Source organism: Terrabacter aeriphilus (genome assembly GCF_039542985.1).
GTDB lineage: Bacteria > Actinomycetota > Actinomycetes > Actinomycetales > Dermatophilaceae > Terrabacter > Terrabacter aeriphilus.
Window position 1 is genome coordinate 85493 of the sequence record NZ_BAABIW010000018.1, and the last position, 23437, is coordinate 108929.

Genomic DNA, 23437 nt, shown 5'->3' on the forward strand with positions numbered 1-23437 from the left:
CGGTTCGCGCCGGCATACGGGCTGGTGGGCGACGCGAAGTGCGCCACGGCGCGGTTCGCGCCGGTCGGGGGTGGCGGCCTCCCGGGAAACCACTTGTGAGTGAGTGCTCACTCATTCACAATGGGCGGGTGGCAGAACGAGCGGGGCGCGCCGCCCCGATGCACCCGGACGACCGGCGGGAGGCGCTCATCGGCGTCTTCCTCGACCTCGCGCACCGGGAGGGCCGCCCGCCGACGACGAGCGAGATCGCACGGGAGGCGGGCGTCGCCGAGGGCACGATCTTCCGGGCGTTCCCCACCAAGGACGCGCTGCAGGAGGAGGCCGTGCAGGTGGCCTTCTGCCCGGCCCCGGTGCGCCGCTCCATCGCCGCCATCGGCACCGACCTCACGGTGCGCGACCGGCTCGTCGCCTTCACGACGATCATGCAGCGCCGGTTCCGCGAGGTCTTCGGCCTGATGGGCGCGCTCGGCCTCTCCGAGCCGCCCAACCGCGGACCGCACCTCGCCTGCTACGCCGCGGGTCGGCACCTGCGCGGTGCGAGCGACGACGGAGCCGAGGAGCTCGAGCCGCACCAGCCGCTCCTCGACACGGTGCACGAGCTGCTCGCCGACGCGGGCGAGGACGACTTCGTCGTGCCGGCCCGCGAGGTCGTGCACCGCATCCGGCTGCTGTGCTTCTCCGGCAGCCACCCCGGCATCGCCGACGGCCGCACGCTGACGCCGGAGGAGATCGTCGACACCGTGCTCTACGGCGTCCGCGCCCGCCCCACCGACCTGCCCACCTCCTCCCGCTCGACCACGAACCGAAAGGCGGCGACATGCTGATCCGGCTGCTCCGCAGTCACCTGCGCCCGTACTCGGGTCAGATCGGGCTCATCGTGCTGGCCCAGCTCGTCAGCACGATGGCCTCGCTCTACCTCCCGAGCCTCAACGGCGAGATCATCGACGAGGGCGTCGCCAAGGGCGACACCGGCTTCATCGTCAGCCACGGCGGCCTCATGCTCGCCGTGAGCCTCGTGCAGATCGCGGCGTCGGTGAGCGCCACCTACCTCGCGGCCCGCGTCGCCATGGCGATGGGTCGCGACGTGCGCGGCCGGTTCTTCGGTCGCGTGGTCGAGTTCTCGGCGCAGGAGGTGACGCGTTTCGGCGCGCCCACGCTCATCTCGCGCAACACCAACGACGTGACCCAGGTGCAGATGGTCGTCTTCATGGCGTTCGCCCTGCTCGTGACGACGCCGATCATGATGGTCGGCGGCATCATCATGGCGCTGCGCGAGGACGTCGGCCTCTCCTGGCTCGTCGCGGTGGCCGTGCCGCTCCTCGGCCTCGTCGTCGGGCTCGTCATCTCCCGCATGGTGCCGTGGTTCGGGCGCATGCAGACCTCGCTCGACGGCGTGAACCGCGTCATGCGCGAGCAGATCACGGGCATCCGCGTCGTGCGCGCCTTCGTCCGCGAGGAGCACGAGGAGGCCCGCTTCGCCGACGCGAACGGGCTGCTCACCGACGCCGGCCTGCGGGTCGGGCGACTCATGGCGCTCGTCTTCCCGATCGTCATGCTCATCTTCAACTTCTCCACCGTCGCGGTGATGTGGTTCGGTGCGCAGCGCATCGACTCCGGCGACATGATGATCGGCGAGCTGACGGCCTTCCTGTCCTACCTCGTCCAGATCCTCATGGCCGTCATGATGGCGACCTTCATGGCCACGATGATCCCGCGCGCGTCGGTGTCGGCCGGGCGCATCCAGGAGGTCCTCGACACCGAGTCGACCGTCGTCGAGTCGGTGCAGCCGCTGCCGCTCCGCTCCACGCCCGCCGGCCTCGAGCTCTCCGGCGTCGACTTCCACTACCCCGGCGCGGAGGTCGCGGTGCTGCACGACGTGACGTTCCGGGCCGAGCCGGGCCGCATGACCGCGGTCATCGGGTCGACGGGGGCCGGCAAGACGACCCTGCTCGGGCTCGTGCCGCGCCTCTTCGACGCCTCCGCCGGCACCGTGCGGGTCGGCGGGGTCGACGTGCGCGACCTCGCGCTCGACGACCTCTGGGCCCGCATCGGGCTCGTGCCGCAGAAGCCCTACCTCTTCACCGGCACCGTCGCGTCGAACCTGCGCTACGGCAACCCGGAGGCCACCGACGAGCAGCTGTGGGACGCCCTGCGCATCGCCCAGGCCGCCGACTTCGTCACGGCCATGGGCGGCCTCGACTCGGCCGTCGCCCAGGGCGGCACCAACGTCTCGGGCGGCCAGCGGCAGCGGCTCGCGATCGCCCGCGCGATCGTCAAGCGCCCGGACATCTACCTGTTCGACGACTCGTTCTCGGCCCTCGACCTGTCGACCGACGCCCGGCTGCGCCGGGCGCTGCGACCGGTCACGGCGCGCGCCACGGTCGTCGTCGTGGCCCAGCGCGTCTCGACGATCGTCGACGCCGACCACATCATCGTCCTCGACGACGGCCGGATCGTCGGTCAGGGCACCCATGACGAGCTCGTACGCTCCTGCGAGACCTACCAGCAGATCGTCGAGTCCCAGCGCAGCGCGGAGGAGGCGGCCTGATGGCCGAGGGAGTCAAGACCACGGAGGAGAAGGCGGCCGAGGCGCGCCGCGGTCCGGGTCGCCGGGGCGGTCCGCCGCACATGCAGATGGGGCAGCCGGGCGAGAAGTCACTGAACTTCGGCCCGTCGGCCAAGCGGCTGCTCGGGCGCCTGCGCCCGCACCGCGCCAAGGTCGTGCTCGTCCTCGTCCTCGCCGTCGTCAGCGTCGTGCTGAGCTCGATCGGGCCGAAGATCCTCGGCCGGGCCACCGACCTCATCTTCGCCGGCATCATCGGCCGCCAGGTGGGGCAGTCCGCCCCGCCCGGAACGACGAAGGAGCAGGTCGTCGAGGGACTGCGCGCCGCGGGTGACTCGACGAAGGCCGACCTGCTCGGCAACGTCGCCTTCACGCCGGGCCAGGGCATCGACTTCGACGCCGTGCGCGACGTTCTCGTGCTCGTGCTGGCGCTCTTCGTCGTCTCGTCCCTGCTCATGTGGATCCAGGGCTGGATCCTGCAGGGCGTGCTCGCACGCACGATGTTCGACCTGCGCCAGGAGGTCGAGGCGAAGCTCAACCGCCTGCCGCTGCCCTACTTCGACAACCAGCCGCGCGGCGAGCTGCTGAGCCGGGTCACCAACGACATCGACAACGTCGGCCAGTCGCTGCAGCAGACCCTCTCGCAGCTGCTCAACTCGCTGCTCACCGTCGTCGCGGTGCTCGGCATCATGTTCTGGATCTCGTGGCTGCTCGCGCTCATCGCGCTCGTCAGCATCCCGATCTCGATCGTCGTGACGAGCCTCATCGCCAAGCGCTCGCAGAAGCTCTTCGTCCAGCAGTGGCGCAACACGGGCGAGCTCAACGGCCTCGTCGAGGAGACCTTCACCGGCCACGGCCTCGTCAAGGTCTACGGCCGCCAGAAGGAGACCGAGCAGACCTTCCGCGACAAGAACGACGAGCTCTTCGAGGCGGCCTTCGGCGCGCAGTTCATCAGCGGCATCATCATGCCGGTCATGATGTTCGTCGGGAACCTCAACTACGTCGCCATCGCCGTGGTCGGCGGCCTGCGGGTGGCCTCGGGCACGATGAGCCTCGGCGACGTGCAGGCCTTCATCCAGTACTCCCGCCAGTTCACGCAGCCGCTGACGCAGGTCGCGTCGATGGCCAACGTGCTGCAGTCGGGCGTCGCGTCGGCCGAGCGCGTCTTCGAGGTGCTCGACGCCGACGAGCAGCAGCCGGATGCCGCCACGGTCGTGCAGATCGACGACCCCCGTGGCGCCGTCGCCTTCGAGGACGTCTCGTTCTCCTACGTGCCCGACAAGCCGCTCATCGAGGGGCTCGACCTGTCGGTCAGCCCGGGCCAGACCGTCGCCATCGTGGGCCCGACCGGCGCCGGCAAGACGACGCTCGTCAACCTCATCATGCGGTTCTACGAGCTCGACGGCGGCCGCATCACGCTCGACGGGGTCGACATCCGCGACCTGTCGCGCCACGGGCTGCGCTCGCGCATCGGCATGGTGCTGCAGGACACCTGGCTCTTCGGCGGCACGATCCGCGAGAACATCGCCTACGGCCGCCCGGGCGCGACCGACGAGGAGGTGCTCGCCGCCGCACGGGCCACCTACGTCGACCGCTTCGTGCACTCGCTGCCCGACGGCTACGACACGGTGCTCGACGACGAGGCCTCGAACATCTCGGCGGGCGAGAAGCAGCTCGTGACGATCGCGCGGGCGTTCCTGTCGGACCCGGCGCTGCTCATCCTCGACGAGGCGACGAGCTCGGTCGACACCCGCACCGAGCTGCTCGTCCAGCACGCCATGGCGGCGCTCCGCTCGGACCGCACGAGCTTCGTCATCGCGCACCGGCTCTCGACGATCCGCGACGCCGACCTCATCCTCGTCATGCAGGACGGCCGGATCGTCGAGCAGGGCTCGCACACCGAGCTGCTCGCGGCCGACGGCGCCTACGCGACCCTGTATGCCGCCCAGTTCGCCGGCGCGGCAGCCGACCTCGACGAGGCGGCGGGCGCCGGTGCTGCGGGTGCACCCGGTGCGCCAGGTGCGCCCGGGGAGGGCTCGGAGCTGGCCGGGGTGGGCGCGGCGGCGCCCGGCCCCGCCGGCGGCCCGGGCGCCCCGACGCCCGACAGCGCCGTGCCGGCCGACCGTCCCGGGAACGAGTGACGCGCCCTGACACGGAGAACGACGACACCCGACCGGGGCTCCGGTCGGGTGTCGTCGTACCTGCGCGCACCTGTCGTCGGACGGGTGCCCGCACGAGGGTGGGCCGCGGCGTCGAGCTCAGCTGGTGGGCGGGGGCCCGAACGGGCACGGGCCGTTGGTGCCCGGGGCGATGCGCATGCACCACACGTTGTGGTCCCCACCGGCGGCCGAGGCGGGCGCGGGTGAGGCGGCGACCGCGAGCGCGGCTGCGGCGGTGAGGGCGGCGAGGGAGCGGACGACGAGCTTCATGTGTGACCCCTGGTGTCGGGCTGGTGTCGAGCTGGGTGTCGGGCGGGTCGTCGGTCGACCCGGGCGTTCCCCCCGAGACTAGGCGCCCACGCCTAACGATCGGCTAACAGCGACCGCCGGGTCCGGGTAGGGCGGGCTCGGCAGGCGCAGGGCCTCCGGGCCGAGGCGCAGGTCGTGGAGGATCGCGCCGACCTCGCGCCAGGTGGGCTCCGGGTCGGTGTCGCCGGGGTCGGCCGTGCCGGCCGTCCGCGCAGCGGCGGAGGCCACCGCGGCGAGCCGCGCGAGGTCGGCGGCGAGGTCGAGCGGCACGTCGGCCCGACGCCTGCCGGCCACGAGGCGGCTCGCGAGCGGGGCGGCCCGTCCCCACGCCCCGCGGTGCACGGCCAGGTCGAGCTCGAGACGCAGCACCTCGAGGTCGGCCTCGTCGTCGGCGCGCGGGTCGAGCTGCCTCCGCGCCGAGGCCAGCTCCTCGTCGGCGGCGCCGAGGGCGCCGCGGGCGGCGTGCACGCGGGCGAGCGCGAGCCGGCAGTGGGCCTCGCCCACCTCGTCGCGCAGGTCGAGGGCGATGGCGAGGGCCTCGTCGAGGAGCTCCTCCGCCTCGTCCGCTCGCCCGAGGTCGACGAGGCCCTCGGCCCGGGTGACGAGCCAGATGCTGCAGTCGCGACGGGGGCCGTCCCGGCGTGACAGCGTCACCATCGCCTGCAGCAGCGGGTCACCCTCGGCGGCCCGCCCGACGTTGCGGAGCACGACCCCGCGCCGGGCCTCGGCGAGGGCGCGGCCCTGCACGTCGCCGCGGCGTTCGGCGAGGGCGGCCGTGCGGGCGAAGCCGTCGAGCGCCTCGTCGAAGCGGTGCAGCGCCATCGCCGCCCAGGCCGACTGCGAGAGCGCGCGCTGCTCGGCGTCCGGGTCGTCGATCCGCCGGGCGACGGCGAGCGACTCGGCGGCCACGGCGGGCAGGTCGGCGGGCCGGCGCCGCTGGGCCGTCACCGCGAAGAGGGCACCGAGCAGCTGCAGCCGGAGCGGGTCGTCGACGGTGCGCTCGGCATCCGCGGTGGGGGACTCGAGCGCCGCCCGCAGCACGCGCTCACGGTCGTCGTCGTAGGCCCGGACGGTGAGGAAGGGCCCCACGGCCAGGGCCACGCGGGCCGCGAGGAGCGGGTCCCCGAGCCGGGCCGCCGTGAGGGCCGCGCCGACGAGGTTGGTGCGCTCGGACTCGAACCAGTCGGACGGGGCCGCGGCCGCGTCGAGGGAACCGTCGCCCTCCGGCTCGGGCAGCGGCCGGCTGTCGCCCTCGAGGCGGGGCCCGGCAACCCGGGCGAGGTCGAGCCAGGCGCTGCTCAGGGCGTGCTCGAGCTCCCGGGCCTCATGGCCGGTCTCCTCGGCCTCGAGGTGCTCGGCCGCCAGCTCACCGACGAGGCTGTGCACCCGGTAACGGGGCTGGCCGGCGCCGTCGCGTCCCGTCGGCTCGACGAGGTGCCGGTCGATGAGCTCGTCGAGCGCGTGGTGGGCCTCGATCTCGCGTGCGACCCCGTGGAGCAGCCGCCGCGCGACCCACGCAGGCCAGTCGGGGCCGGGGGCCACGCCGAGGCGGCGGAAGAGCACCCGGGCCGCGCCGGGGAGGTCCTGCACCGACGACTCGATGCTGGCGCGCACGTCGATGTCGCCGGCCGACAGCTCGTCGAGGCGTGCGTGCTGCTGCGTGAGCCGGTCACGCAGCTCGGGCAGCTCGAGCGTGGGGTTCGTCGCGAGCTTCGAGCCGGCCACGCACAGGGCGAGGGGCAGGTGGCCGCAGAGCGCGGAGATGTCGGTGAGGGCCCCGGCGGCGTCGGCGCGCACGTCGCGCTCGGGCCCGGAGAGCTCGGCGAGCAGCGCCAGGCTGTCCTCGGGCGTCAGCGGTTGCACCGTGTGGCGGCGCACCCCGACGAGGCCCGCGAGCCGGCTGCGCGACGTGACGATCGCGCCCGAGCCGGGCGAGGTCGGCAGCAGCGGCCGCACCTGCGACTCGGTCGCCGCGCCGTCGATGACGGTGAGGAGGCGCCGGCCCGCGATCGTCGTGCGGTAGAGGGCGATCCGGTCCTCGCGACCCGCAGGGATCGAGGTGCCGTCGACGCCGAGGGCACGGAGGAACCGGGCCGCCACGTCGTGCGGGTCGACCGCGCCGGCACGCCCGCCGTCGAGGGACGCATACAGGGTCCCGTCGGGGTAGGCGTCGGCGAGCGCGTGCCCGGCGGTGACCGCGAGGGCGGTCTTGCCGACGCCACCCACCCCGACGAGCACGACGAGCGCCGGGGGGCGGGCGGCCTGGGCGGCCGCGGCGACGACGGAGCGCGAGCCCCTGCGGTCGTCGGGGGCCCGCGGCGCGAGCCGGGTCAGCACGGCGCCGAGGAGCGCCTCGCGGCCGACGAGGGTCCACGTCGGTGCGGGCAGCTCGCGCGGCACGACCCGGTGCCGCGCGACGGGCGCGACGAGGGGGCCGCCCTCCAGGATGCGCGTGTTGAGCTCGGCGAGCGACCGGTTCGGCGGCACCCCGAGCTCGTCGATGAAGCGGCGGCGCAACCGTCGGTAGGCCTCGGTCGCCTCCGAGCGGCGACCGGTCGCGGCGAGCGCCCGCAACCGGTGCTCGAGGAGGCGCTCGTTCCACGGGTCGTGCTCGAGCTGGGCCCCGGCCACCGTCAGCACGTCGTCGTGGCGGCCGAGTTGGTCCAGGGCGTCGACGAGCAGGTCGACGGCGGCCACGCGCTCGTCGTGCAGCGCCTGCTGGAGCGTCTCGGTCGACGCGTCCGCGGCGGGTGCGACGTCGCCGAGCGCCGCGCCGCGCCACAGCGACACGGCGTGCTCGAGGTCGCGCGCGGCCTCCTCGGGCCGGTCGGCGGCACGCGCGTCGGCGACGAGGCGCCGGAACTCGGCGAGGTCGAGCGTGTGCGGGCCCATCTGCAGCTCGTAGCCGAACGGACGGGTCGCGACGAGGTCGGGGGCGTGCGGTGCGAGGCGCCGGCGCAGCGAGGCGATGAGGTTCTGCAGCTGCTGCCGGGCGGTCGGTGGCGGCTCGTCCCACAGCGCGTCGATGAGGCGCTCGGCCGGCACGAGCCGGTCGGCCGAGACGAGCAGGGTGGCGAGCACGTAGCGCTCGCGGGCGCTGCCGAGACGCACGAGGGCGCCGTCGTCGTCGACGACCTCGAGGGGGCCCAGCACGCGGAACTGCACAGGCCATTGATACCCGACGGCACACGTGCGGGCCCAACGAGGCGTCCGGTCACCCGGTGCACCGGCGCGTCGACGGCGGTGGCCCCCGGGTCCACGCACCGCTTCGGGGCGTGGACCCGGGGTTTCAGGCAACCCCTGCGACCTGGAGTCGTCCGCCGGTGGTCGCCCCCTGTCGCGGCCACCGTGCGGACGAGCCGACTCTGTCGGGGCCGGCTAACAACCGGCTAACACGGGTCGTGCGGCAGGCGCGGGACCCCTCACTTGTGCCAGTAGTACGCCTTGCCGCCCTTGCTCGCCGCGTGCGCGTCGGGGTCGTAGGCGTGCTCACCGACCGTGTTGTGACCGACCCAGTTCGAGTCGACGACGCGGATCGTGGCCCCGGCCGGGTCGCCCGTGACGATGGCCGTGTGGATGCCGGTCGTGTGGGAGGAGGTGTCGGTCTCCTGGATGATGTCGCCCGGCACGACGGCGCTCTTGGCCACGAGGTGGTAGCCGGCGTTGACGTAGGCCGTCCAGTAGCCCGGCTGCAGGTCGTTCGCGTGGGTCTCGTTGTACATGCGCTGGACGAACTCCTTGCACGAGCCGCCCTGCTCGCCGATGTGGCTGCGGGCGTGCACGACGATCGCGGGAGCCGCGTCGGCCTGGCCGGCGGGCAGGAAGGCGAGGGCCGAGGCGGTCGCGATCCCGGCGGCGGCGAGACGGCGGCGGGTGAGGGTGGTGAGCGTCATGGTGGATCTCCTGGTTCGGGTGGGTGGTTGGTTCCGGTCGGCGGGCGGTCAGGCGCCGTAGGCGGTGAAGCGGTTGAGCTTGTTCCAGCGCACGATGTCGTCCTCGTCGCGCCAGACGCCGTTGCGCGAGGACGTCACCGGGTCGGCGATCTTGTACTCGCCCGCGCGGTAGCCGACGATCGCGATGTAGTGGCCGGAGGAGAAGACCGTGCCGTCGACCTGGTTCATGTTGATGACGACGGGGTAGCCGGCATCGATGCTGTGCACGACGCGGCTGCGCAGCCTGGCCTTGAGCGTGCCGGCGGCCGGCTGGCGGAAGTAGTAGCGCGCGCTGCGGCCGCCGATGCCGAGGCGGCTGTTGAGCACCGACGCGATGAGCGTCGCGTCCTGCAGGCCGTGGCCGTCACGCAGGCCCAGTGAGGCCGCGAGCGACGACTGCGACGGCAGGTGGTCGCGGGCGCTGAGGGCGATGCGCGAGCTGGCGGCCGAGCACCAGGACTGCGTCTGCTGGACCTGGTAGGTGTAGCCGACCGTCGCGGCCGACGACGGCCGGGCGAGGGCGACGGTGACGCCGGTGCTGAGCCCGAGCGCGAGGAAGCCGCGCCGGGCGAGGGCTGGTGGTGTGGTGGTGCTCATGGATGCCCCTGTTCAGGTGGAGGTGGCGGGGGCGGGTCGTCGACCCGTCACTCCCGACCGTCCTCAGGTGGCCTAACAAGCCGCTAACCCCGGCGACGGCGGCAGCGGCTGTTAGTCGACGGTTAGGCGGACGGTCGACGGTCGAGGGGCTGCACGACGCAGCTCGCCGGAGTCGTCCTCCACCAGGGCCCGGCGACCACGAGAAGGAGAGACCCATGACCCGGATCCTGCGACGAGCCACCCTGCCGGTGCTGACCGCCGGCGTGCTGGCCGCCCTCACGGCCGTCCCGTCCGGTGGCGTGACCGGCGCCGCGGCGCCCGCACCGGTCGACGCACCCGCGAGCACGCTCGTGGCCGTCGCGACGAACCCGTACGGCGCGAGCTCGGCGACGACGGGCTACACGGCCCGGGCCCGGTGGACGATCGACGTGCTGCGGGACAACCGGCCGATGCTCACCTCGTGCGCCCACGGCAACGACGGGTCGCACTCGGGCCACACGTCCGACAGCTACCACTACAGCGGCAACGCCGGTGACTGCTACGCGGGCAACACTCCCGGGCAGTACCCCGGTCCGATCGACAAGGACCAGCTCCAGCGGGCGGCGAACTTCGCCGTGGCCAACGCGGGGCCGCTCAAGGTCGAGCAGGTCATCTGGAACGGCCGGATCTGGACCTGGCCGCGTCGCAGCGAGGGCTGGCGCACCTACACCGGCGGCACCGGACCCGTCGGTGGTCACTACGACCACGTGCACGTCAGCATCGCGCGCCCCGGCGACGGCCGCTGACGTCGAGCGCGCGGGCCGAACACGACGGTGCCCCGACTCCGGCATGGAGTCGGGGCACCGTCGTGTGGGCGCTCAGCGGCAGCGCAGGACCTGGGAGCCGTAGAGGCACCAGCCCTCACCGCCGGAGCCGGGCGTGCACGGCACGTCGCGCGTGCACCACAACCGGGCCTCGGGCGGCGCGCTCGAGGCGGGGGAGGTGACGGTGAGCAGGGCGAGCAGTGCCACCGGCACGACGAGCACGCGGGCGCGGAGCGCCGACCTCACGCGGTCCACGTCAGTAGCACTTCACCGGGACGCCGCCGCCCTTGACGCAGAGGCCGGAGCCACCGCCGCCCCCCGGGCACGGCACGTCGCGCGTGCACCACAGCTGGGCCTGGGGCGCCGGGCGGCCCGGCTTGGGGGCCTGGTTGGCGCTGGCCGACGAGGCGCCGATCGAGGCCCAGAGGAAGACGAGGAGCGCGACGACGAGCATGGCGCCGGCGATGCCGGCGGTGCGCACCGTCGAGGGTCGCACCGCGGGGGCGCGCAGGGTGGTGGTGGTCATCTTCGTGAGTCCTTCCGACGTGGTTGTCACGGGCAGGACGGACTCTGCGCAGCAGCCCTAACAATCTGCTAACGAGCGAGGGCCCGGCGCGGTCGTCCACCGCCGGAGCTGGTCACGGCTCGAGCAGCACGGCCCCGGGCCCCCGCTGCGCGAGGGCGTCGGAGGGGTTGTTGAGCGCGCACGAGCGCAGGCTGAGGCAGCCGCACCCGATGCACGAGTCGAGCTCGTCGCGGAGCCGCTCGATGCGGGCGATCTGGTCGTCGAGCCGCTGTCGCCACGTGCGCGAGAGGCGGGCCCAGTCGGCGGCCGTCGGGGTGCGCGCCTGGGGCAGGGTGGTGAGCGCGGCCGCGATCTCCTCGAGCGTGAGCCCGACCCGCTGGGCGGCCCGGATGAACGACACGCGCCGGATCGTGCTGCGGTCGTAGCGGCGCTGGTTGCCGGCGGTGCGCACGGAGGTCAGCAGGCCGAGCTCCTCCCAGTAGCGCAGCGCGGACGTCGCGACGCCGGTGCGGTGCGCGACCTGCCCGATCGTGAGGGCCGCCACGTCAGGCGATCCTCGCCTCGGGCAGCCGGGCGATGATCTCGTCGACGGTCTCGTCCGGCGTCTGCTGCGAGCTGTCGAGCCAGAGCCCGATGTGGGGGGTCTCGGTGCGCACCTTGTGGTCGAAGTCGCGGATCGACCAGAGGTCGCCGTAGCCGACCTTGACCCGCTCGGACTCGCGCTGCATCACCGTGCCGACGTCGGGCGCGAGCATGACGAGGCTGAGCGGTCGGGCCGTGATGCCGTCGAGGAACGGCTGGAGGCTCGTGCCGACGAAGAGGTCCTGCACCACGACGGTGAAGCCCGCCCCGGCATACGCGTTCGCGGTGTGCGCCGTGATCGCGTGGCGCAGCGTGAGCTGCCGCTCGGCCTCCGGGTCACCCTGCGGCGTCATGTCGGCGCGGCCGCGCACGACGACGCGGCGGAACTCGTCACCGCGCAGGTGCACGGCCCGCGAGAAGCGCTCGGCGAGCAGCTGCGACACCGTCGACTTGCCCGCCGCCATGACGCCGGTCACGACGACGACCTGGGGGATGTCGGTGACGGTGTCGCTCGTCCGGTCGGTCACAGCGACCACCCTAGGCCGCCCGTCGGCCCACGTCGCCGCAGTTCACGTGACGTTCAGGTTCGCCGGACCGCCAAAGCCGTTCGGGCGAGGGTGGTTCAGCCGTAGGCCTCGACCTCGTCGGGGGTGGCGCGACGGACGACGACGCGCGTCCACGCCCCGACGTAGAGCCGGTCGTCGTCGCCGAGCTCGGTGCGCGGCCCGACGGCGATCGGCTGCTCGGGGAGGGGGCCCGCAGCCGGGCCGACGAAGGTGCCGTTCGAGCTGCCGAGGTCCTCGACGAACCACCGGCTGCCGTCCGTCGTCAGCTGGGCATGGCGACGGCTCACGCCCGGGTCGGACGAGAGGTCGATCTCCGGGTGGGTGTTGCGGCTCGTCGAGACCCGGCCGAGCAGCACGCTGCGGTGGCGCAGCGGCATGATCGCCGGCAGTCCGGGCGACGGGCACGGGTCCTCGGCGTGCTGCGTCTGGTACCAGTCGGGGTCGACCCACACCTCGGCGAGCCAGTCGAAGGTCTCGGTCGCGCTGCCGGCCGCGGGTGCAGGGGCGGTCGCGGGTGCTCCGCCCTCGGGTGCGCCGTCCGAGGCTCCCGCGGACGGGCCCGCGGACGGGCCGTCCCCGGCGCCCTCGCGCGGGTCGGGTCCGTCGGGTCCGTCGGCCTCACCGGCGCCGCCGGACGCGTCGCGCGGCATGGCGCCGGTCGTGAAGTCGTAGCCGCAGGCCTCGCAGAAGAGCGCGCCGTCGGGGTTCTCGGTGCCGCAGTTGGGGCACTCGAGAGCGGTCGGGGCCGTGCCGGGTGCCGGCGGCGCGGACGGCGCGGAGGCACCCGCTGCAGCGGACGGCATACCTGCTGGGTCGAGGTCGAGCGACGAACCTGCCTGCGGGGCAGGCGAACCCGACCCGGTTGCGGAGGCGGCCGGTGCCGGCGGCTGGGCCGCGGCGTCGATGGGGGAGCCGCACGTGTCGCAGTAGTCGTCGGCCTGGGACGTGTGCCCGTTCGGGCAGACTGCGCTCACCGGCGCACCCGACTCGTCTTCGTCGACGCCGTGTCGAGCGACATCTCGTCGATCTTCGACGCCCCCTTCTTGAGGCGCACCGTGCCGGTGTCGGCGTCGTCGATCTCGACCACCTTCTTCAGGCGCGTGGTCATCTCGTCGTTGCCCGTCGCGTCGGCGAGCTGCACGGCTCGGCCGAGCTTGGAGGTGGCGACGTCGTCCTGACCGGCGGCCTTGGCGGCGAGGCCCTCCTGGATGACGGTGGCGAGCTCGGCCTGGCCGGTGTAGGCGGCGACGGCCGGGTCGATGCGGGTCGTCAGCGCGTCGTCGCTGCTCCACTTGGCCTTGACGAGCGCCTGCGCGACGGGGTCGGCGCCGAGGGAGACCTGCACGCGTGCGGCGAGCTGCTCCTGGCCGAGCGTGCGCGCGGGCAGCCGCACGGCGACGTGGTAGTCGCGGCTCTCGTCCGACCAGGCACCGGTCGGGTAGGCGCCGGTGAGCGGGTTGACGACGGTGCGCCGGCCGGAGAGGTCTTCCAGGGTGGGCGAGACCTGCTTGACGAAGAGCAGCTCCGCGCCCTGCGGCACCCAGACGCGCAGCTCGACGTTGGCCACGCCGCGCGCCATCGACGCGCGCATCATCGCCTCGAACTCGGCCGCCATCTCCTCGGGCGCCGGGATGAGGTCGACGGTGCCGAGCAGGGCCGAGGCGATGCCGCGCACCTCCTCGACGCGCCACTGGTCGCCGACGCCGCGGCAGTCGCACTGGAAGGCGCCGACACAGCTCTGCACGGCCGCCGCGAGCGAGGCGGGTGTCTCGCCCTCGTTGACCCCGTCGGTGAGCAGGATCGCGTGCCGCTTCGTCACGTGCGGCACGGTCTCGAAGATCTGCCGCGCGAGCGTCAGCCACGTGCCCATGGCCGTGCCGCCGTTGGCGCGCAGGCCCTCGATGGCGCGGGTGGCCTCGCCCCGGGTGTGCGCCGACATCGGCACGAGGGCGCCCTGGTGGCTGTAGGGGTAGACGATCTGCGCGGTGCCGTTGCCCGCGACGATGGAGAAGAGCGTGCCGTCGACGATCTCGGCGAGGGCGGCCTTGGCGGCCTCGCCGGCGGCCGCGACACCGCGTCGGCCCATCGAGCCGGAGGTGTCGATGAGGATCACCTCGGCCGCCGAGCCCGGGTCGGTCAGGCCCACCGAGGCCGTCGCCGCGGAGGCGCCCGTCGAGCTCACCCGCACGATCGCGTGCACGTCGGTGCCGCCGTCGGGGAGGAACTCGTTCTGGAACACCTCTGCCGTGAAGTCAGCCATCGGCCTTGTCCCCTTCCACCGGCGCCGCCCCTGCGGCCGCCTCGTTCGTCGTGCTCGATCCTCGCCCAGCCAGTCTGGCGAGGGCAACCGTGATGTTGTCGCGTCCGCCCTGCTCGTTCGCGAAGTCGACGAGCGCCTGCGCGAGCGCCGTCGGGTCGGCGCCGGCCGCTCCGAGGCCGGCGGCCGAGCGGCGCAGCAGGTCGCGCAGCGCCTCCGCCTCGGAGCAGTAGTTCCACAGGCCGTCGGAGCAGACCATGAGCCAGCCGGGCGTGGTCGTCGTCGTGACCGTCGTCAGGTGCGGCGTCAGGTCGTCGGGCGCGTCGCGGCCGAGCCAGCGCGTGATCGAGTGCGCGTGCGGCCCGGTCTCGGCCTCGTGGCGCGGCACGCCCGCCGCCATCTGCTCCTGCGCGAACGAGTCGTCGCGCCCGAGCTGCACGGCGGGCTCCGCGGTGGCGTCGGGCAGCCAGTAGGCGCGGCTGTCGCCCACGGTGCCGGTGACGACGACGCCGTCCTCGACGACGGCCGCCGCGAGGGTGCACGAGGGCGGGTTGGGCACGTCGTCGACGACGGAGGCGGCCACCGCCTCGTTGGCGGTCGTGACCGCCGTCGTGAGGGCCCGGCCCGCGCCCGCCGCCCAGGAGCCGGGGGTGCCGACGCCGCGGGGCAGCGGTTGGTCGAGCACGACCCGCGCCGCCTGCGCGGCGGCGAGCGAGGCGATGTGCGAGTCGGTCGCCATCGAGACGCCGTCGCAGACGACGAGCACGGCGCGCGAGCCCGGGGCCGCGCCCGCGCTGAGCGCCATGGCGTCCTCGTTGCGGGTGTGCCGGCGCCCGATGTCGCAGACGCCGCCGACCCAGTCGGCCGGCGACTCGACGAAGTGGTCGCGCGGGTTCGGCGGCGGGGTGCCGCAGTGGTCGCAGTAGCCGTCGACGATGTGGCCCTGCCCGCAGGCGTGGCAGGCGGGCTCGTCGACCACGGCCGGGCCGGCGGGCACGGCTGCGGACGGCACCGCGCCGGTCCAGCCGACGTCGAGCGGCGACTCCTCGCCGACCGGGGCGGTCTGGGGCGGGGCGTCGACGGCGGTGGCCGCCGCGAGCGGGGCGGACGGCACGAGGTCCGCGCCGCACGCCTCGCAGAAGCTCGCCTCGGCGGGGTTGGCGACACCGCACGCCGCGCACGCGCGCTCGGCGCCGCCGGCGGGGGAGGCCGCGGGGGCGGCAGGGCCGGCGGGTGCGCCGGTCGTCGGCAGGTCGGTCACCAGAGGCTCCAGGGTCGGACGGCGTTGGCCTCGTCGACGAGGGGGACGCGCTCGGACAGGTCGGGGGTGCGCCGGGCCAGCTCGCGCAGGGCTTCCTCGAGACCGAGGCGCATGCCGTGGGGCGTACCCTTCCACGGCCCCAGCCGGACGTCCGCCTTATTGCCGCTCTTCTCCACGGTCACGAGCGCCTCACGGTAGATGAGCGTCGTCAGCTCGGCCCGGCGCCGCGCCGACATCGACGTGTCGTCGAGGGTGCGCAGGGCCTCGGCGAGATCGGGCAGCCCGCGGTTGGCGCGCGCGAGCAGCTCAGCGAGCCCGGCGCGCGCCGTGCGGTAGGCGCTCGACTGCGGCGGCACGAGCCGGTATGCCGCGACGGCGCCGTCGATGTCCGCGCGGCCCGCGCGGATGCGGGCCAGGCCGAAGGCGGCCATCGGGACGTAGGTCGCGTCGGTGCGCGCGCAGGCGATGTAGAGGTTCTCGGCCACGGGGCCGTCGCCGGCCTGCTCCGACGCCTGCGCGAGCGCGAGCTTCGGGGCGAGCTCGCCCGGCACCTGCCCGTAGACGGCGTTGAAGGCGGCCTGGGCGGCGCGCGAGTCGCCGCGCTCGAGGGCGGCGAGGCCCTGGATCCACACGGCCCGCCACTCCCACGGGTCGGCGGCGAGCAGGGCCGTGGCCGTGGCCTCGGCGATGTCGCGCTTGCCGGCGTCGAGGGCCGTGCGGGCCCGCTCGAGGAGCACCTCGGTCGAGGTCTTCGGCGGGTTCATCAGCCGGTCGAGCCGCTCGTCCGGCGTGCCGCTCACCGTCTGCAGCCAGCCGACGAGCGCGTCGTGCGGGTCGCGGCGCAGCGTCGGCAGGTTGCGCCAGTCGTCGGGCTCGACCCCCGGCGTCGGCACGTCGAAGAGGAGCGAGCCGACCGTCGTCGTGGCCGCGCCCGAGCCCCGGTCGAGCGCCACGACCTCGCGGAGCACGCCCACCATCTGCGACCGCAGCTCGTCGGCCGACACGAACCGGTCATCGCGGTTCGGGGCGCAGGCCTTGGCGACGAGCCGGTAGAAGGAGTCGTAGCGCTGGAAGACGGGCACGGTGTCCTGCGCGGGCAGGGTGTTGAGGTAGGTCGTCTGGTAGCCGCGGAACTCCATCGTCAGCACGACGAGGGTGCGCCCGATCGTGTAGATGTCCGATCCGACCGAGACGCCGAGCTCGGCGACCTCCGGGGCCTGGTAGCCCACCGTGCCGAAGATCGCGGAGTCGTCGTCGTCGGCCCTGCGCACGCCGCCGAGGTCGATGAGCTTGACCTCGTCGCCGACCTGGATGATGTTGTCGGGCTTGAAGTCGCAGTAGACGAGGCCGAGGTCGTGGAGGTACTGGAACGACGGCAGGATCTCGAGGATGTAGGCGAGCGCCTGGTCGACGGGCAGCGGGTCGTAGCGCCCGGCCGCCTGCAGGCGCTGCTTGAGGATCGACTTGAGCGAGGTGCCGCCGACGTACTCCATGACGATGTAGCCGGCGTCGTCGTGGGTCACGAAGTTGTAGATCTCGACGATGCTCGGGTGCGAGACCTGGGCGAGGAAGCGCTGCTCGGCGATGGCTGCCGCGAGCGCGTCCGGGTCGGCCGAGTTGAGCAGGCCTTTGAGCACGACCCAGCGGTCGGAGACGTTCTTGTCGCGCGCGAGGTAGATCCAGCCCAGGCCGCCGTGCGCGAGGCAGCCGGCGACCTCGTACTGCCCGGCGACGAGGTCGCCCGCGCGCAGCTTGGGGTCGAAGGAGAACGGGTGGCGGCACTTGGGGCAGAAGCCCGTCGTGCGCCCCGGCCTGCCGTCGCGGCCCCGGCCGACCGGCTCGCCGCACTTGGGGCAGTAGCGCTTGTTCTCCGGCACCGAGGGGTCGGCGAGCAGCGCCTTCTCGGCGTCGATCTCGGGGGCGGGGCGCACGGTCGTGATGCCGCCGCCGAGGCGCGCGGCGCGCAGCCGCTGGGAGCCGCTCGTGCGCCGGGTCGCGACGGAGCCGGACTCGCGGGCGCGCTTGGAGCCCAGGGCCGCCGATGCGAGGTTGCTCGAGGCCGCGGAGCGCGTCGAGATCTCAGGGCCCATGCCGCCCGTGGTGGCCTGCGTCGCGGCCGTGGCGCCGCCGCCGTCGGCCGCCGAGCTGCCCGCCCCCCTGGGATGGCCGGGCGACGCGGCCGTTCCGGGGGTGGCCGGGGCGTAGGCGGCCACGCCCTGCTGGTCGGCGGGGGTGCCGCACACGTCGCAGTAGCCGGCGTCGATGGTGCCCGTGCACCCCGGCTGGCGGCACGCGCCGCCCTCGGGAACGGTGGTGGATCCGTGCGGCGTCGAGCCGGACGGCGTGGGACGGGACGGGGCGGCAGGCCCACCGGGCGCGCTCCCGGAGCCGACGCCGATCCGGGTGCCGGCCGCTCCGGCCGCTCCGGCCGCTCCGGCCGCTCCGGCCGCTCCGGCCGCTCCGGTGGCGGGAGCAGCGGTGGCGGCGTGCGTTCCGGTGACGGGTGGCGCCGAGCCGGCGGCCATGCCGCAGACGTCGCAGTAGCCGTCGACGATGGTGCCGGTGCAGCCCGGCTGCGTGCAGGTCATGAGGGGCGCCCCTGGGCGGTCGTCGGGACCGTGCGGGCGGAGCCGCCGGTGCGGGTCTGGGGTCGGGTGGCCGCGTCGACGTAGGCCGAGAACGCGGCCGCGAGCGCGCGGGCCCGGGTGAGCGGCAGCGGCCGCGCGGCGAGCGTCTCGTCGAGCCGCGCGCGCAGCTCGGCGACGTCGCCGGCGGCCTCCGGGGTGAGCGCGGTGGCGGCTGCCATCGCCGAGACGGCGCCGACGAGCCCGACGACCTCGTCGCGCTCGGCCAGCCCGGCCGCATACGTCTCGTGGGCGAGGTCGAGGGCGCGGGCCACGCGCTCGAGCCGGCCCCGGTACGCCGCAAGCTCGGCGGGTGCCTGCGGCACGGGTCCCAGCGCTCGGACGTTGGGCACCGCGAGGTGCGGAGCGGGCGTGATCGCCGCGAGGCAGGCGCGCTCGAGCTTGCGGATCGCCGCGGCGCGCGCGTCGAGCTCCTCGACCTGCTGCTGCGTGCGCACCCGGCTGCGCGCGGCCGACGCGCGCTCGGCGGCGGCGACGATGAGATCGCGCTCGAGCACGGCCACGTCGATCTCGAGGGGCCCGATGACCCCGCCGACGTCGGCGCCGCGCCGGGCGCGCTCGACGAGGTCGGTCATCCGCCGGTCGAGGCGAGCCAGCTGCTCGCTCGCTCCGTCGCGCTGGGCACCCGCGGGCACGAGCGAGAGCTGGTCACGCGTGCGCTCGATGCCGGCGCGCACCACGGTGATCCGCTGGCTGGCCTCGGCCGCGCCGGGCGCGAGCGAGGCCCGGGCCTGCAGCGTGCGGGTCAGCGAGTCGAGCAGCCGGCAGGCCTCGGGCAGGCTGACCGCGAGCGAGCCCGACGACGGCAGCGACAGGTGCTCGGTCGTGTTCGAGTCGAGCCGCCCGTGGATGAGCGTCGAGAGGCGCTCGGCCTCGACGGGGCCGACGCGACCTCCGTCGAAGGTCGTCTCGAGCAGGGTGAGGCGGTCGCTGACGGCCTTCCAGAAGGTGAGCGCGACGGTGAGGTCGGTCGTGATGGCGACCTGCTCGGCCGGGGTCAGCCCGAGCACGGCCCGGTCGACCTCGCCGAGGTCGGCCCGGCGCTGGGCCACCCAGTCACGCAGCAGGCCGAGGTAGGTCTGCGCCTCCCCGGCCTGGACGGGCACGCCGAGGCGGCCCGGCGCCGTGGGGGCGACGGTGCCGGGCTCGGGGTGCGGCGCCGCGGCGGCGGTCATCGGCCGTAGACCGGGGTCGGCGGGGCGGGGGCGGGCCCGAGCGGGGCGGCCAGCCAGCGGTCGTAGATCGCCTTCCAGCGGCCGTCGGCCTCGAGGTCGGCGATGACCCGGTTGACGTAGCGGGCGAGGTACACGTCGTCCTTGTTGAAGCCGATGCCGTAGGGCTCGGTCGTGATCGCCCTGGCGCTCGTGATGACGGTGTTCGGGTCCTGCGCGGCGAGGCCGGCGAGCACCGTGTCGTCGCCGGTGATGGCGTCGGCCTTGCCCTGCTGGAGCAGCACGAGGCAGCCCGTGTGGTTCGGCGCCGTGACGACGTCCGAGCTGCCGAGGACGCTCTGCAGCTTGGCCAGCGACGTGGTGCCGGTGGGGGCGCAGACCCGGCGGCCCTTGAGCTCGGCCAGGGTGAGGCCCGCCGCGTCCGGCACGTTCTTGCCGACGAGCACCTTCTGGCCGGAGCGGTAGTACTCCGCCGAGAAGGCGATCTTCGTCCACCGGTCGCACGTCATCGACATGTTGCGCACGACCATGTCGACCTGCTTGTCCTGCAGCAGCGGCAGCCGGTCGTTCGCGGTGATGACGCGGAAGGAGATCTTGCCGGGGTCGCCGAAGATCGCCTGCGCCACGGCCCGCGCCATGTCGATGTCGAAGCCCTCGAGCTTGCCGGTGAACGGGTCGCGGGCGCCGAAGAGGTAGGTGTCGGCCGAGACGCCCACCCTGAGGTAGCCCTGGTCGACGATGCGCCGCATCGTCGCGTCGCTGATGCTCGAGACGTTCGACTGCCGCGGCGCGCTGGGCAGCGGGTCGTAGGACTGCCTCGCGTTGTCGCACGCCGGCGCCGTGGTGGGCGAGGCCGGGCTCGTCGCGCGGGGCGTCGCCGCGACGGGCAGCGGCGTCTGGTCGTAGGTGACGCCCGAGCAGCCGGCCACGAGGGCGAGCGCCGCGACCGAGACGAGGGCGCCGAGCCGGCGCGCACGAGTGCGCGTGCCGGTGCTCGTCCTGGTGCGGGTGCTGGTGCTGGTGCTGCTGCCACGGGTGCTCGTGCTGGTGCGTCTCATCGGTACTCCTCGATCCGCTGGCCGACTCCCCGGACGACGAGCCAGGCCGCGACGAGCGAGGCGAGCGCCACGAGGGCGGCCCAGACACCGGCGCTGCCGGCCGTGCCCTCGAGCGTGCCGACCGCGGCCTTGCGGGCGGTGTCGCGGTCGCTCGCCACCCGGTCGTCGAAGGCTGCGTAGGCGCGTGCGGCGCCGTCGCTGCCGGTGCTCGTCGAGAGGGTGACGGCCTGGTCCCAGCTGCCGTTGTCGTCGAGCCGGCGCACCTGTGCGTGCACGTTCGCGTAGCGCGTCCAGAGGTCCGCCAGCGTGCTGCCCCGGCCGAGGTCGGACAGGCGCTGGTCGACCCGGGCCCGGTCGGCCTTCCAGGCCTTCTCGTTGTCGGCGCCCGAGCCCCGGCTGATGAGGGTGAGCGACTCGTTGGAGCGCGCGTCGTTGGCGGCCGTCGTGATGTCGGCGAGGGTGACCGCCCGCTGGTAGTCGCCGCGGCTGACGTCGCGGGTCGCGGTGGCGACCCCGGTGATCTGCGTGGCCGCCACGACGAGCGCCGCGAGGAGCACGACGACGGCGCCGGTGAGCGACGGGTTGAGGTAGCGGTGGGTGCGTCGCGCGAGCCACACCGCCAGGGCGATCAGGCCGAGCACGCAGACGACGCCGACGAGCAGCTGCAGGCTCGAGTTGCTCCGGTCGAACTCGTCCTGCGAGCGCTGCTCGTTGGCCGACACGACCTGCTCGACGATCGGGATCGCGTCGGTGCGCAGCCCGGCGCTCGCCTGCTTGAGGTACTGCGCCCCGACCGGCAGGCCGAGCCGGTTGTTCGCGCGCGCCTGCTCGACGAGGGCGGCATACGTCTGCACCCGCCTGGCCAGCTCGCCGAGGGCGTTGCCGTCCGCGGGCTGCGCAGCGGCGGCCTCGGAGAGGCCCGACGCCACGCGGCCCAGGGCCTCGTCGTAGGACGTGCGCGACTCGGCGGACTCGAGTCCGCCGACGAGGAACGCGTTCGTCGCGACGGCGTCGGCGCGGAGCAGGTCGACGTGGATCGACTGGGCGCGCACCACCTGGGCCGTGTTGTTCGCGGCGCGCTCGACGGCGGCCTGCGAGGCGAGGAGGGCGTTGGCGCTGACGCCGCCGAGCAGCACCGCGGCCACGGCGCCGAGGAGCGCGAAGAGGCGCATCCGCCCGGGCGTGCCGTGGAGCAGCCGGCCGGCGATGCTCCGCGCGCCGGGGAGCGACCCGGCGATGGTGCGCGGCCCGGCCCCGCCCGGTCCTGCGGCGCCGACCCCCGTGCGCGCGCCCGACGACGAGCCCGCCGGGACGGCGACGGGGATGTTCGTCGTGGGTGTGCTCGTCATGCGGGGTCCTCGTCGTCGGTCACGCCGGTCGGCCGGTGCTCGTCCGAGACTGCCTCACCGGCGGCCGGGGAGCCATCAGGGTCTGCCCTGACCGGCACCGGACCCGCGGTCTGCGGGGGAGCGCCGGCGTCAGGGTCGCCCTCGGGCTCGTCCGGCCGGTCGATGACGTCGTCTGCGGTGAGTAGACGCAGCTCGTCACGCGTGGGATCCGTCGCGTCGCGAAGTCGCCACGCGTGCCGGCCGACGGCGTGCTCGAAGAGGTTGCGCGAGAAGCGGCCGTTGCCGAAGGCGGGCGTGCGGGCCGTGGCCTCGAGCAGGTGCCGCACGCGGGTGCGCGCCTCGTCGGTCAGCTCGTAGTCGTTGCCGGAGGCGATGGCGTCGAGGATCGCGAGCAGCTCGTCGTCGGAGTAGTCGTCGAACTCGATGGTCGTCGTGAAGCGGCTCGCGAGGCCGGGGTTCTGCGCGATGAACCCCACCATCGGCTCCGGGTAGCCGGCGACGATGACGACGAGGTCCTCGCGGTGGTCCTCCATCTCCTTGACGAGGGTGTTGACCGCTTCCTGGGCGTACTGGTCGCCCGTCAGCCCGTAGGCCTCGTCGATGAAGAGCACGCCGCCGACGGCGCTCGCGACCACCTCGGCGGTCTTCATCGCCGTCTGCCCGACGTAGCCGGCCACGAGCTCGCTGCGGTCCACCTCGACGAGCTGGCCCTTCGGCAGCAGCCCGAGGGCGCGGTAGATGGCGCCCACGAGCCGCGCGACGGTCGTCTTGCCGGTGCCGGGGTTGCCGACGAAGACGAGGTGGCGGCTCATCGCGGCGGCCTTGAGGCCCGCCTCGGAGCGCATCTTCTCGACGGTGAGCAGGGCCACCTGGCGGTGGATCTCCTTCTTGACGCGCGCCAGCCCGATCATCGCGTCGAGCTCCGCGAGGAGCTCCTCGACCGAGCGCTCCGGCTCGGCGGGCTCGGCAGGCTGCGCCGGCTCGGTGGGTGACGTCGGGTCGCCCTGGGTCGCGCCGGGAGCGTCCCGAGCAGGTATGCCGTCCGCGCCCTCCGCTGGGCCCGCCGGCACCGCGCCGGGCGAGGGAGAGTGGCCCCACGCCCGCAGCACGGCGTCGGTGCCCGGGCCCGGGGGGAGCGGCGGCAGCCCGCCGGACCAGGCGGTCGGGCCGGTGGTCCCGAACGGGCCGGCTGGGTCAGGCGCGCCGGTGGAGCCGGCCCAGGCCGTCGGGCCGGTCGCGCCGACGGCCGCCAGGTAGGTGGCGGAGGTGACCGACGCCCGGGCGATGGCGTCGATGGGTGCGGTGCCGAGCATGACGGCCGAGGAGGCGACCTCGGTCAGGGCCTCGGCGTACTCGGCGGCGAGCGAGTGGCGGGCCGCGATGAGGGCGCCGAGCAGGTCGGTCGGCGCGGCGCGCCACCGGCGGCCGCGTGACGCGGCGTCGAAGAAGGCCTCGTGGATCCGGGCGGTCTCGGTGAGGCCCGGGTGCGCCACGAGGGCCCAGCCGGCCGGGGCGCCGGGCACCGACTCCGCGAGGGCGGCCGCCACGCGCAGGCCCTCGTCGCGGGCGGCGGCCGGGTCGAGACCGGCCTCGGCGGCGACGTCGGTCAGCTGCTCGAGGCTCTCGGCGAGGCGGGACTCAGTGGCGCGGCTCATGCA

Annotated in this window: 20 protein-coding genes; 4 read left to right on the plus strand and 16 right to left on the minus strand. The window is 74.4% G+C overall.

The genetic code is table 11. The annotated features are described in order from the left end of the window. Positions 1 to 128: 128 nt before the first annotated feature. From ABD979_RS14305 to ABD979_RS14315, 3 genes are read left to right on the plus strand one after another with little or no spacing between them, the layout of a single operon-like run. Positions 129 to 824: a TetR/AcrR family transcriptional regulator gene (locus ABD979_RS14305; RefSeq protein WP_345508159.1), complete on the plus strand. Its 696-nt coding sequence runs from the start codon at positions 129 to 131 to the stop codon at positions 822 to 824. Beyond that, positions 818 to 2548 carry an ABC transporter ATP-binding protein gene (locus ABD979_RS14310; protein ID WP_345508160.1) on the plus strand — a complete coding sequence of 577 codons (1731 nt, stop codon included), beginning with the start codon at positions 818 to 820 and terminating at the stop codon, positions 2546 to 2548. Before ABD979_RS14305 ends, ABD979_RS14310 begins: the two co-directional genes overlap by 7 nt. After that, a complete protein-coding gene (locus ABD979_RS14315) occupies positions 2548 to 4704 on the plus strand; it encodes an ABC transporter ATP-binding protein (RefSeq protein WP_345508161.1) in 2157 nt (718 codons plus the stop codon). The genes ABD979_RS14310 and ABD979_RS14315 overlap by 1 nt, the downstream gene beginning before the upstream one ends. 117 nt (positions 4705 to 4821) lie before the next feature. On the opposite strand, the gene ABD979_RS14320 is transcribed toward ABD979_RS14315, so the two are convergent. The 4 genes from ABD979_RS14320 to ABD979_RS14335 all read right to left on the minus strand — a co-directional run bounded on the left by ABD979_RS14320 (position 4822) and on the right by ABD979_RS14335 (position 9560). Next, entirely contained in the window at positions 4822 to 4992 is a 171-nt protein-coding gene (locus tag ABD979_RS14320; RefSeq protein ID WP_345508162.1) for a hypothetical protein, read from the minus strand. A gap of 78 nt (positions 4993 to 5070) precedes the next feature. Beyond that, positions 5071 to 8196: an AfsR/SARP family transcriptional regulator gene (locus tag ABD979_RS14325; protein WP_345508163.1), complete on the minus strand. Its 3126-nt coding sequence runs from the start codon at positions 8194 to 8196 to the stop codon at positions 5071 to 5073. 257 nt (positions 8197 to 8453) lie between these two features. Next, on the minus strand, positions 8454 to 8924 hold the full coding sequence (locus ABD979_RS14330) for a hypothetical protein (protein ID WP_345508164.1): 471 nt from the start codon (positions 8922 to 8924) through the stop codon (positions 8454 to 8456). Between the two features lie 48 nt (positions 8925 to 8972). After that, the gene (locus ABD979_RS14335) at positions 8973 to 9560 is read right to left on the minus strand and encodes a C39 family peptidase (RefSeq protein ID WP_345508165.1); all 588 of its coding nucleotides are present in this window, start codon (positions 9558 to 9560) and stop codon (positions 8973 to 8975) included. Between the two features lie 215 nt (positions 9561 to 9775). On the opposite strand from ABD979_RS14335, the gene ABD979_RS14340 reads away from it, so the two are divergent. Further along, the gene (locus tag ABD979_RS14340) at positions 9776 to 10345 is read left to right on the plus strand and encodes a VldE C-terminal domain-containing protein (RefSeq protein ID WP_345508166.1); all 570 of its coding nucleotides are present in this window, start codon (positions 9776 to 9778) and stop codon (positions 10343 to 10345) included. Positions 10346 to 10417: 72 nt separating this feature from the next. Here the strand turns inward: ABD979_RS14340 and ABD979_RS14345 are convergent, their stop codons facing one another. From ABD979_RS14345 to ABD979_RS14400, 12 genes are all read right to left on the minus strand, one after another. Beyond that, complete coding sequence (locus ABD979_RS14345) at positions 10418 to 10609, minus strand: hypothetical protein (protein WP_345508167.1); 192 nt, start codon at positions 10607 to 10609, stop codon at positions 10418 to 10420. Between the two features lie 10 nt (positions 10610 to 10619). Continuing rightward, positions 10620 to 10889, minus strand: a complete 270-nt coding sequence (locus tag ABD979_RS14350) for a hypothetical protein (protein WP_345508168.1) — start codon at positions 10887 to 10889, stop codon at positions 10620 to 10622. A 112-nt stretch (positions 10890 to 11001) separates the two neighbouring features. After that, positions 11002 to 11433: a redox-sensitive transcriptional activator SoxR gene (gene soxR, locus ABD979_RS14355; protein ID WP_345508169.1), complete on the minus strand. Its 432-nt coding sequence runs from the start codon at positions 11431 to 11433 to the stop codon at positions 11002 to 11004. 1 nt (position 11434) lies between these two features. Beyond that, on the minus strand, positions 11435 to 11998 hold the full coding sequence (locus ABD979_RS14360) for an AAA family ATPase (RefSeq protein WP_345508170.1): 564 nt from the start codon (positions 11996 to 11998) through the stop codon (positions 11435 to 11437). Positions 11999 to 12093: 95 nt separating this feature from the next. Beyond that, on the minus strand, positions 12094 to 13011 hold the full coding sequence (locus tag ABD979_RS14365) for an FHA domain-containing protein (RefSeq protein WP_345508171.1): 918 nt from the start codon (positions 13009 to 13011) through the stop codon (positions 12094 to 12096). After that, positions 13008 to 14297 (minus strand): VWA domain-containing protein, encoded by a 1290-nt coding sequence (locus tag ABD979_RS14370; RefSeq protein ID WP_345508172.1) that lies wholly within the window; start codon positions 14295 to 14297, stop codon positions 13008 to 13010. Before ABD979_RS14370 ends, ABD979_RS14365 begins: the two co-directional genes overlap by 4 nt. Next, entirely contained in the window at positions 14290 to 15555 is a 1266-nt protein-coding gene (locus ABD979_RS14375; RefSeq protein ID WP_345508173.1) for a protein phosphatase 2C domain-containing protein, read from the minus strand. The genes ABD979_RS14370 and ABD979_RS14375 overlap by 8 nt, the downstream gene beginning before the upstream one ends. Beyond that, positions 15552 to 18143, minus strand: a complete 2592-nt coding sequence (locus tag ABD979_RS14380; RefSeq protein WP_345508174.1) for a serine/threonine-protein kinase — start codon at positions 18141 to 18143, stop codon at positions 15552 to 15554. The genes ABD979_RS14375 and ABD979_RS14380 overlap by 4 nt, the downstream gene beginning before the upstream one ends. Continuing rightward, entirely contained in the window at positions 18140 to 19375 is a 1236-nt protein-coding gene (locus ABD979_RS14385; protein ID WP_345508175.1) for a hypothetical protein, read from the minus strand. Before ABD979_RS14385 ends, ABD979_RS14380 begins: the two co-directional genes overlap by 4 nt. Continuing rightward, positions 19372 to 20430, minus strand: a complete 1059-nt coding sequence (locus ABD979_RS14390) for a glutamate ABC transporter substrate-binding protein (protein WP_345508176.1) — start codon at positions 20428 to 20430, stop codon at positions 19372 to 19374. The genes ABD979_RS14385 and ABD979_RS14390 overlap by 4 nt, the downstream gene beginning before the upstream one ends. After that, positions 20427 to 21779 carry a hypothetical protein gene (locus tag ABD979_RS14395; RefSeq protein WP_345508177.1) on the minus strand — a complete coding sequence of 451 codons (1353 nt, stop codon included), beginning with the start codon at positions 21777 to 21779 and terminating at the stop codon, positions 20427 to 20429. Before ABD979_RS14395 ends, ABD979_RS14390 begins: the two co-directional genes overlap by 4 nt. Further along, entirely contained in the window at positions 21776 to 23434 is a 1659-nt protein-coding gene (locus tag ABD979_RS14400; protein ID WP_345508178.1) for an AAA family ATPase, read from the minus strand. The genes ABD979_RS14395 and ABD979_RS14400 overlap by 4 nt, the downstream gene beginning before the upstream one ends. Positions 23435 to 23437: the final 3 nt, after the last annotated feature.

Bases quoted from the DNA above. Each gene is read 5' to 3' on its own strand.
- ABD979_RS14320 (WP_345508162.1), bottom strand. From the start codon at position 4,992: ATGAAGCTCGTCGTCCGCTCCCTCGCCGCCCTCACCGCCGCAGCCGCG.
- ABD979_RS14335 (WP_345508165.1), bottom strand. From the start codon at position 9,560: ATGAGCACCACCACACCACCAGCCCTCGCCCGGCGCGGCTTCCTCGCG.
- ABD979_RS14390 (WP_345508176.1), bottom strand. From the start codon at position 20,430: ATGAGACGCACCAGCACGAGCACCCGTGGCAGCAGCACCAGCACCAGC.
- ABD979_RS14340 (WP_345508166.1), top strand. From the start codon at position 9,776: ATGACCCGGATCCTGCGACGAGCCACCCTGCCGGTGCTGACCGCCGGC.
- ABD979_RS14350 (WP_345508168.1), bottom strand. From the start codon at position 10,889: ATGACCACCACCACCCTGCGCGCCCCCGCGGTGCGACCCTCGACGGTG.
- ABD979_RS14330 (WP_345508164.1), bottom strand. From the start codon at position 8,924: ATGACGCTCACCACCCTCACCCGCCGCCGTCTCGCCGCCGCCGGGATC.
- ABD979_RS14315 (WP_345508161.1), top strand. From the start codon at position 2,548: ATGGCCGAGGGAGTCAAGACCACGGAGGAGAAGGCGGCCGAGGCGCGC.
- ABD979_RS14400 (WP_345508178.1), bottom strand. From the start codon at position 23,434: ATGAGCCGCGCCACTGAGTCCCGCCTCGCCGAGAGCCTCGAGCAGCTG.
- ABD979_RS14310 (WP_345508160.1), top strand. From the start codon at position 818: ATGCTGATCCGGCTGCTCCGCAGTCACCTGCGCCCGTACTCGGGTCAG.
- ABD979_RS14370 (WP_345508172.1), bottom strand. From the start codon at position 14,297: ATGGCTGACTTCACGGCAGAGGTGTTCCAGAACGAGTTCCTCCCCGAC.
- ABD979_RS14385 (WP_345508175.1), bottom strand. From the start codon at position 19,375: ATGACCGCCGCCGCGGCGCCGCACCCCGAGCCCGGCACCGTCGCCCCC.
- ABD979_RS14380 (WP_345508174.1), bottom strand. From the start codon at position 18,143: ATGACCTGCACGCAGCCGGGCTGCACCGGCACCATCGTCGACGGCTAC.
- ABD979_RS14395 (WP_345508177.1), bottom strand. From the start codon at position 21,779: ATGACGAGCACACCCACGACGAACATCCCCGTCGCCGTCCCGGCGGGC.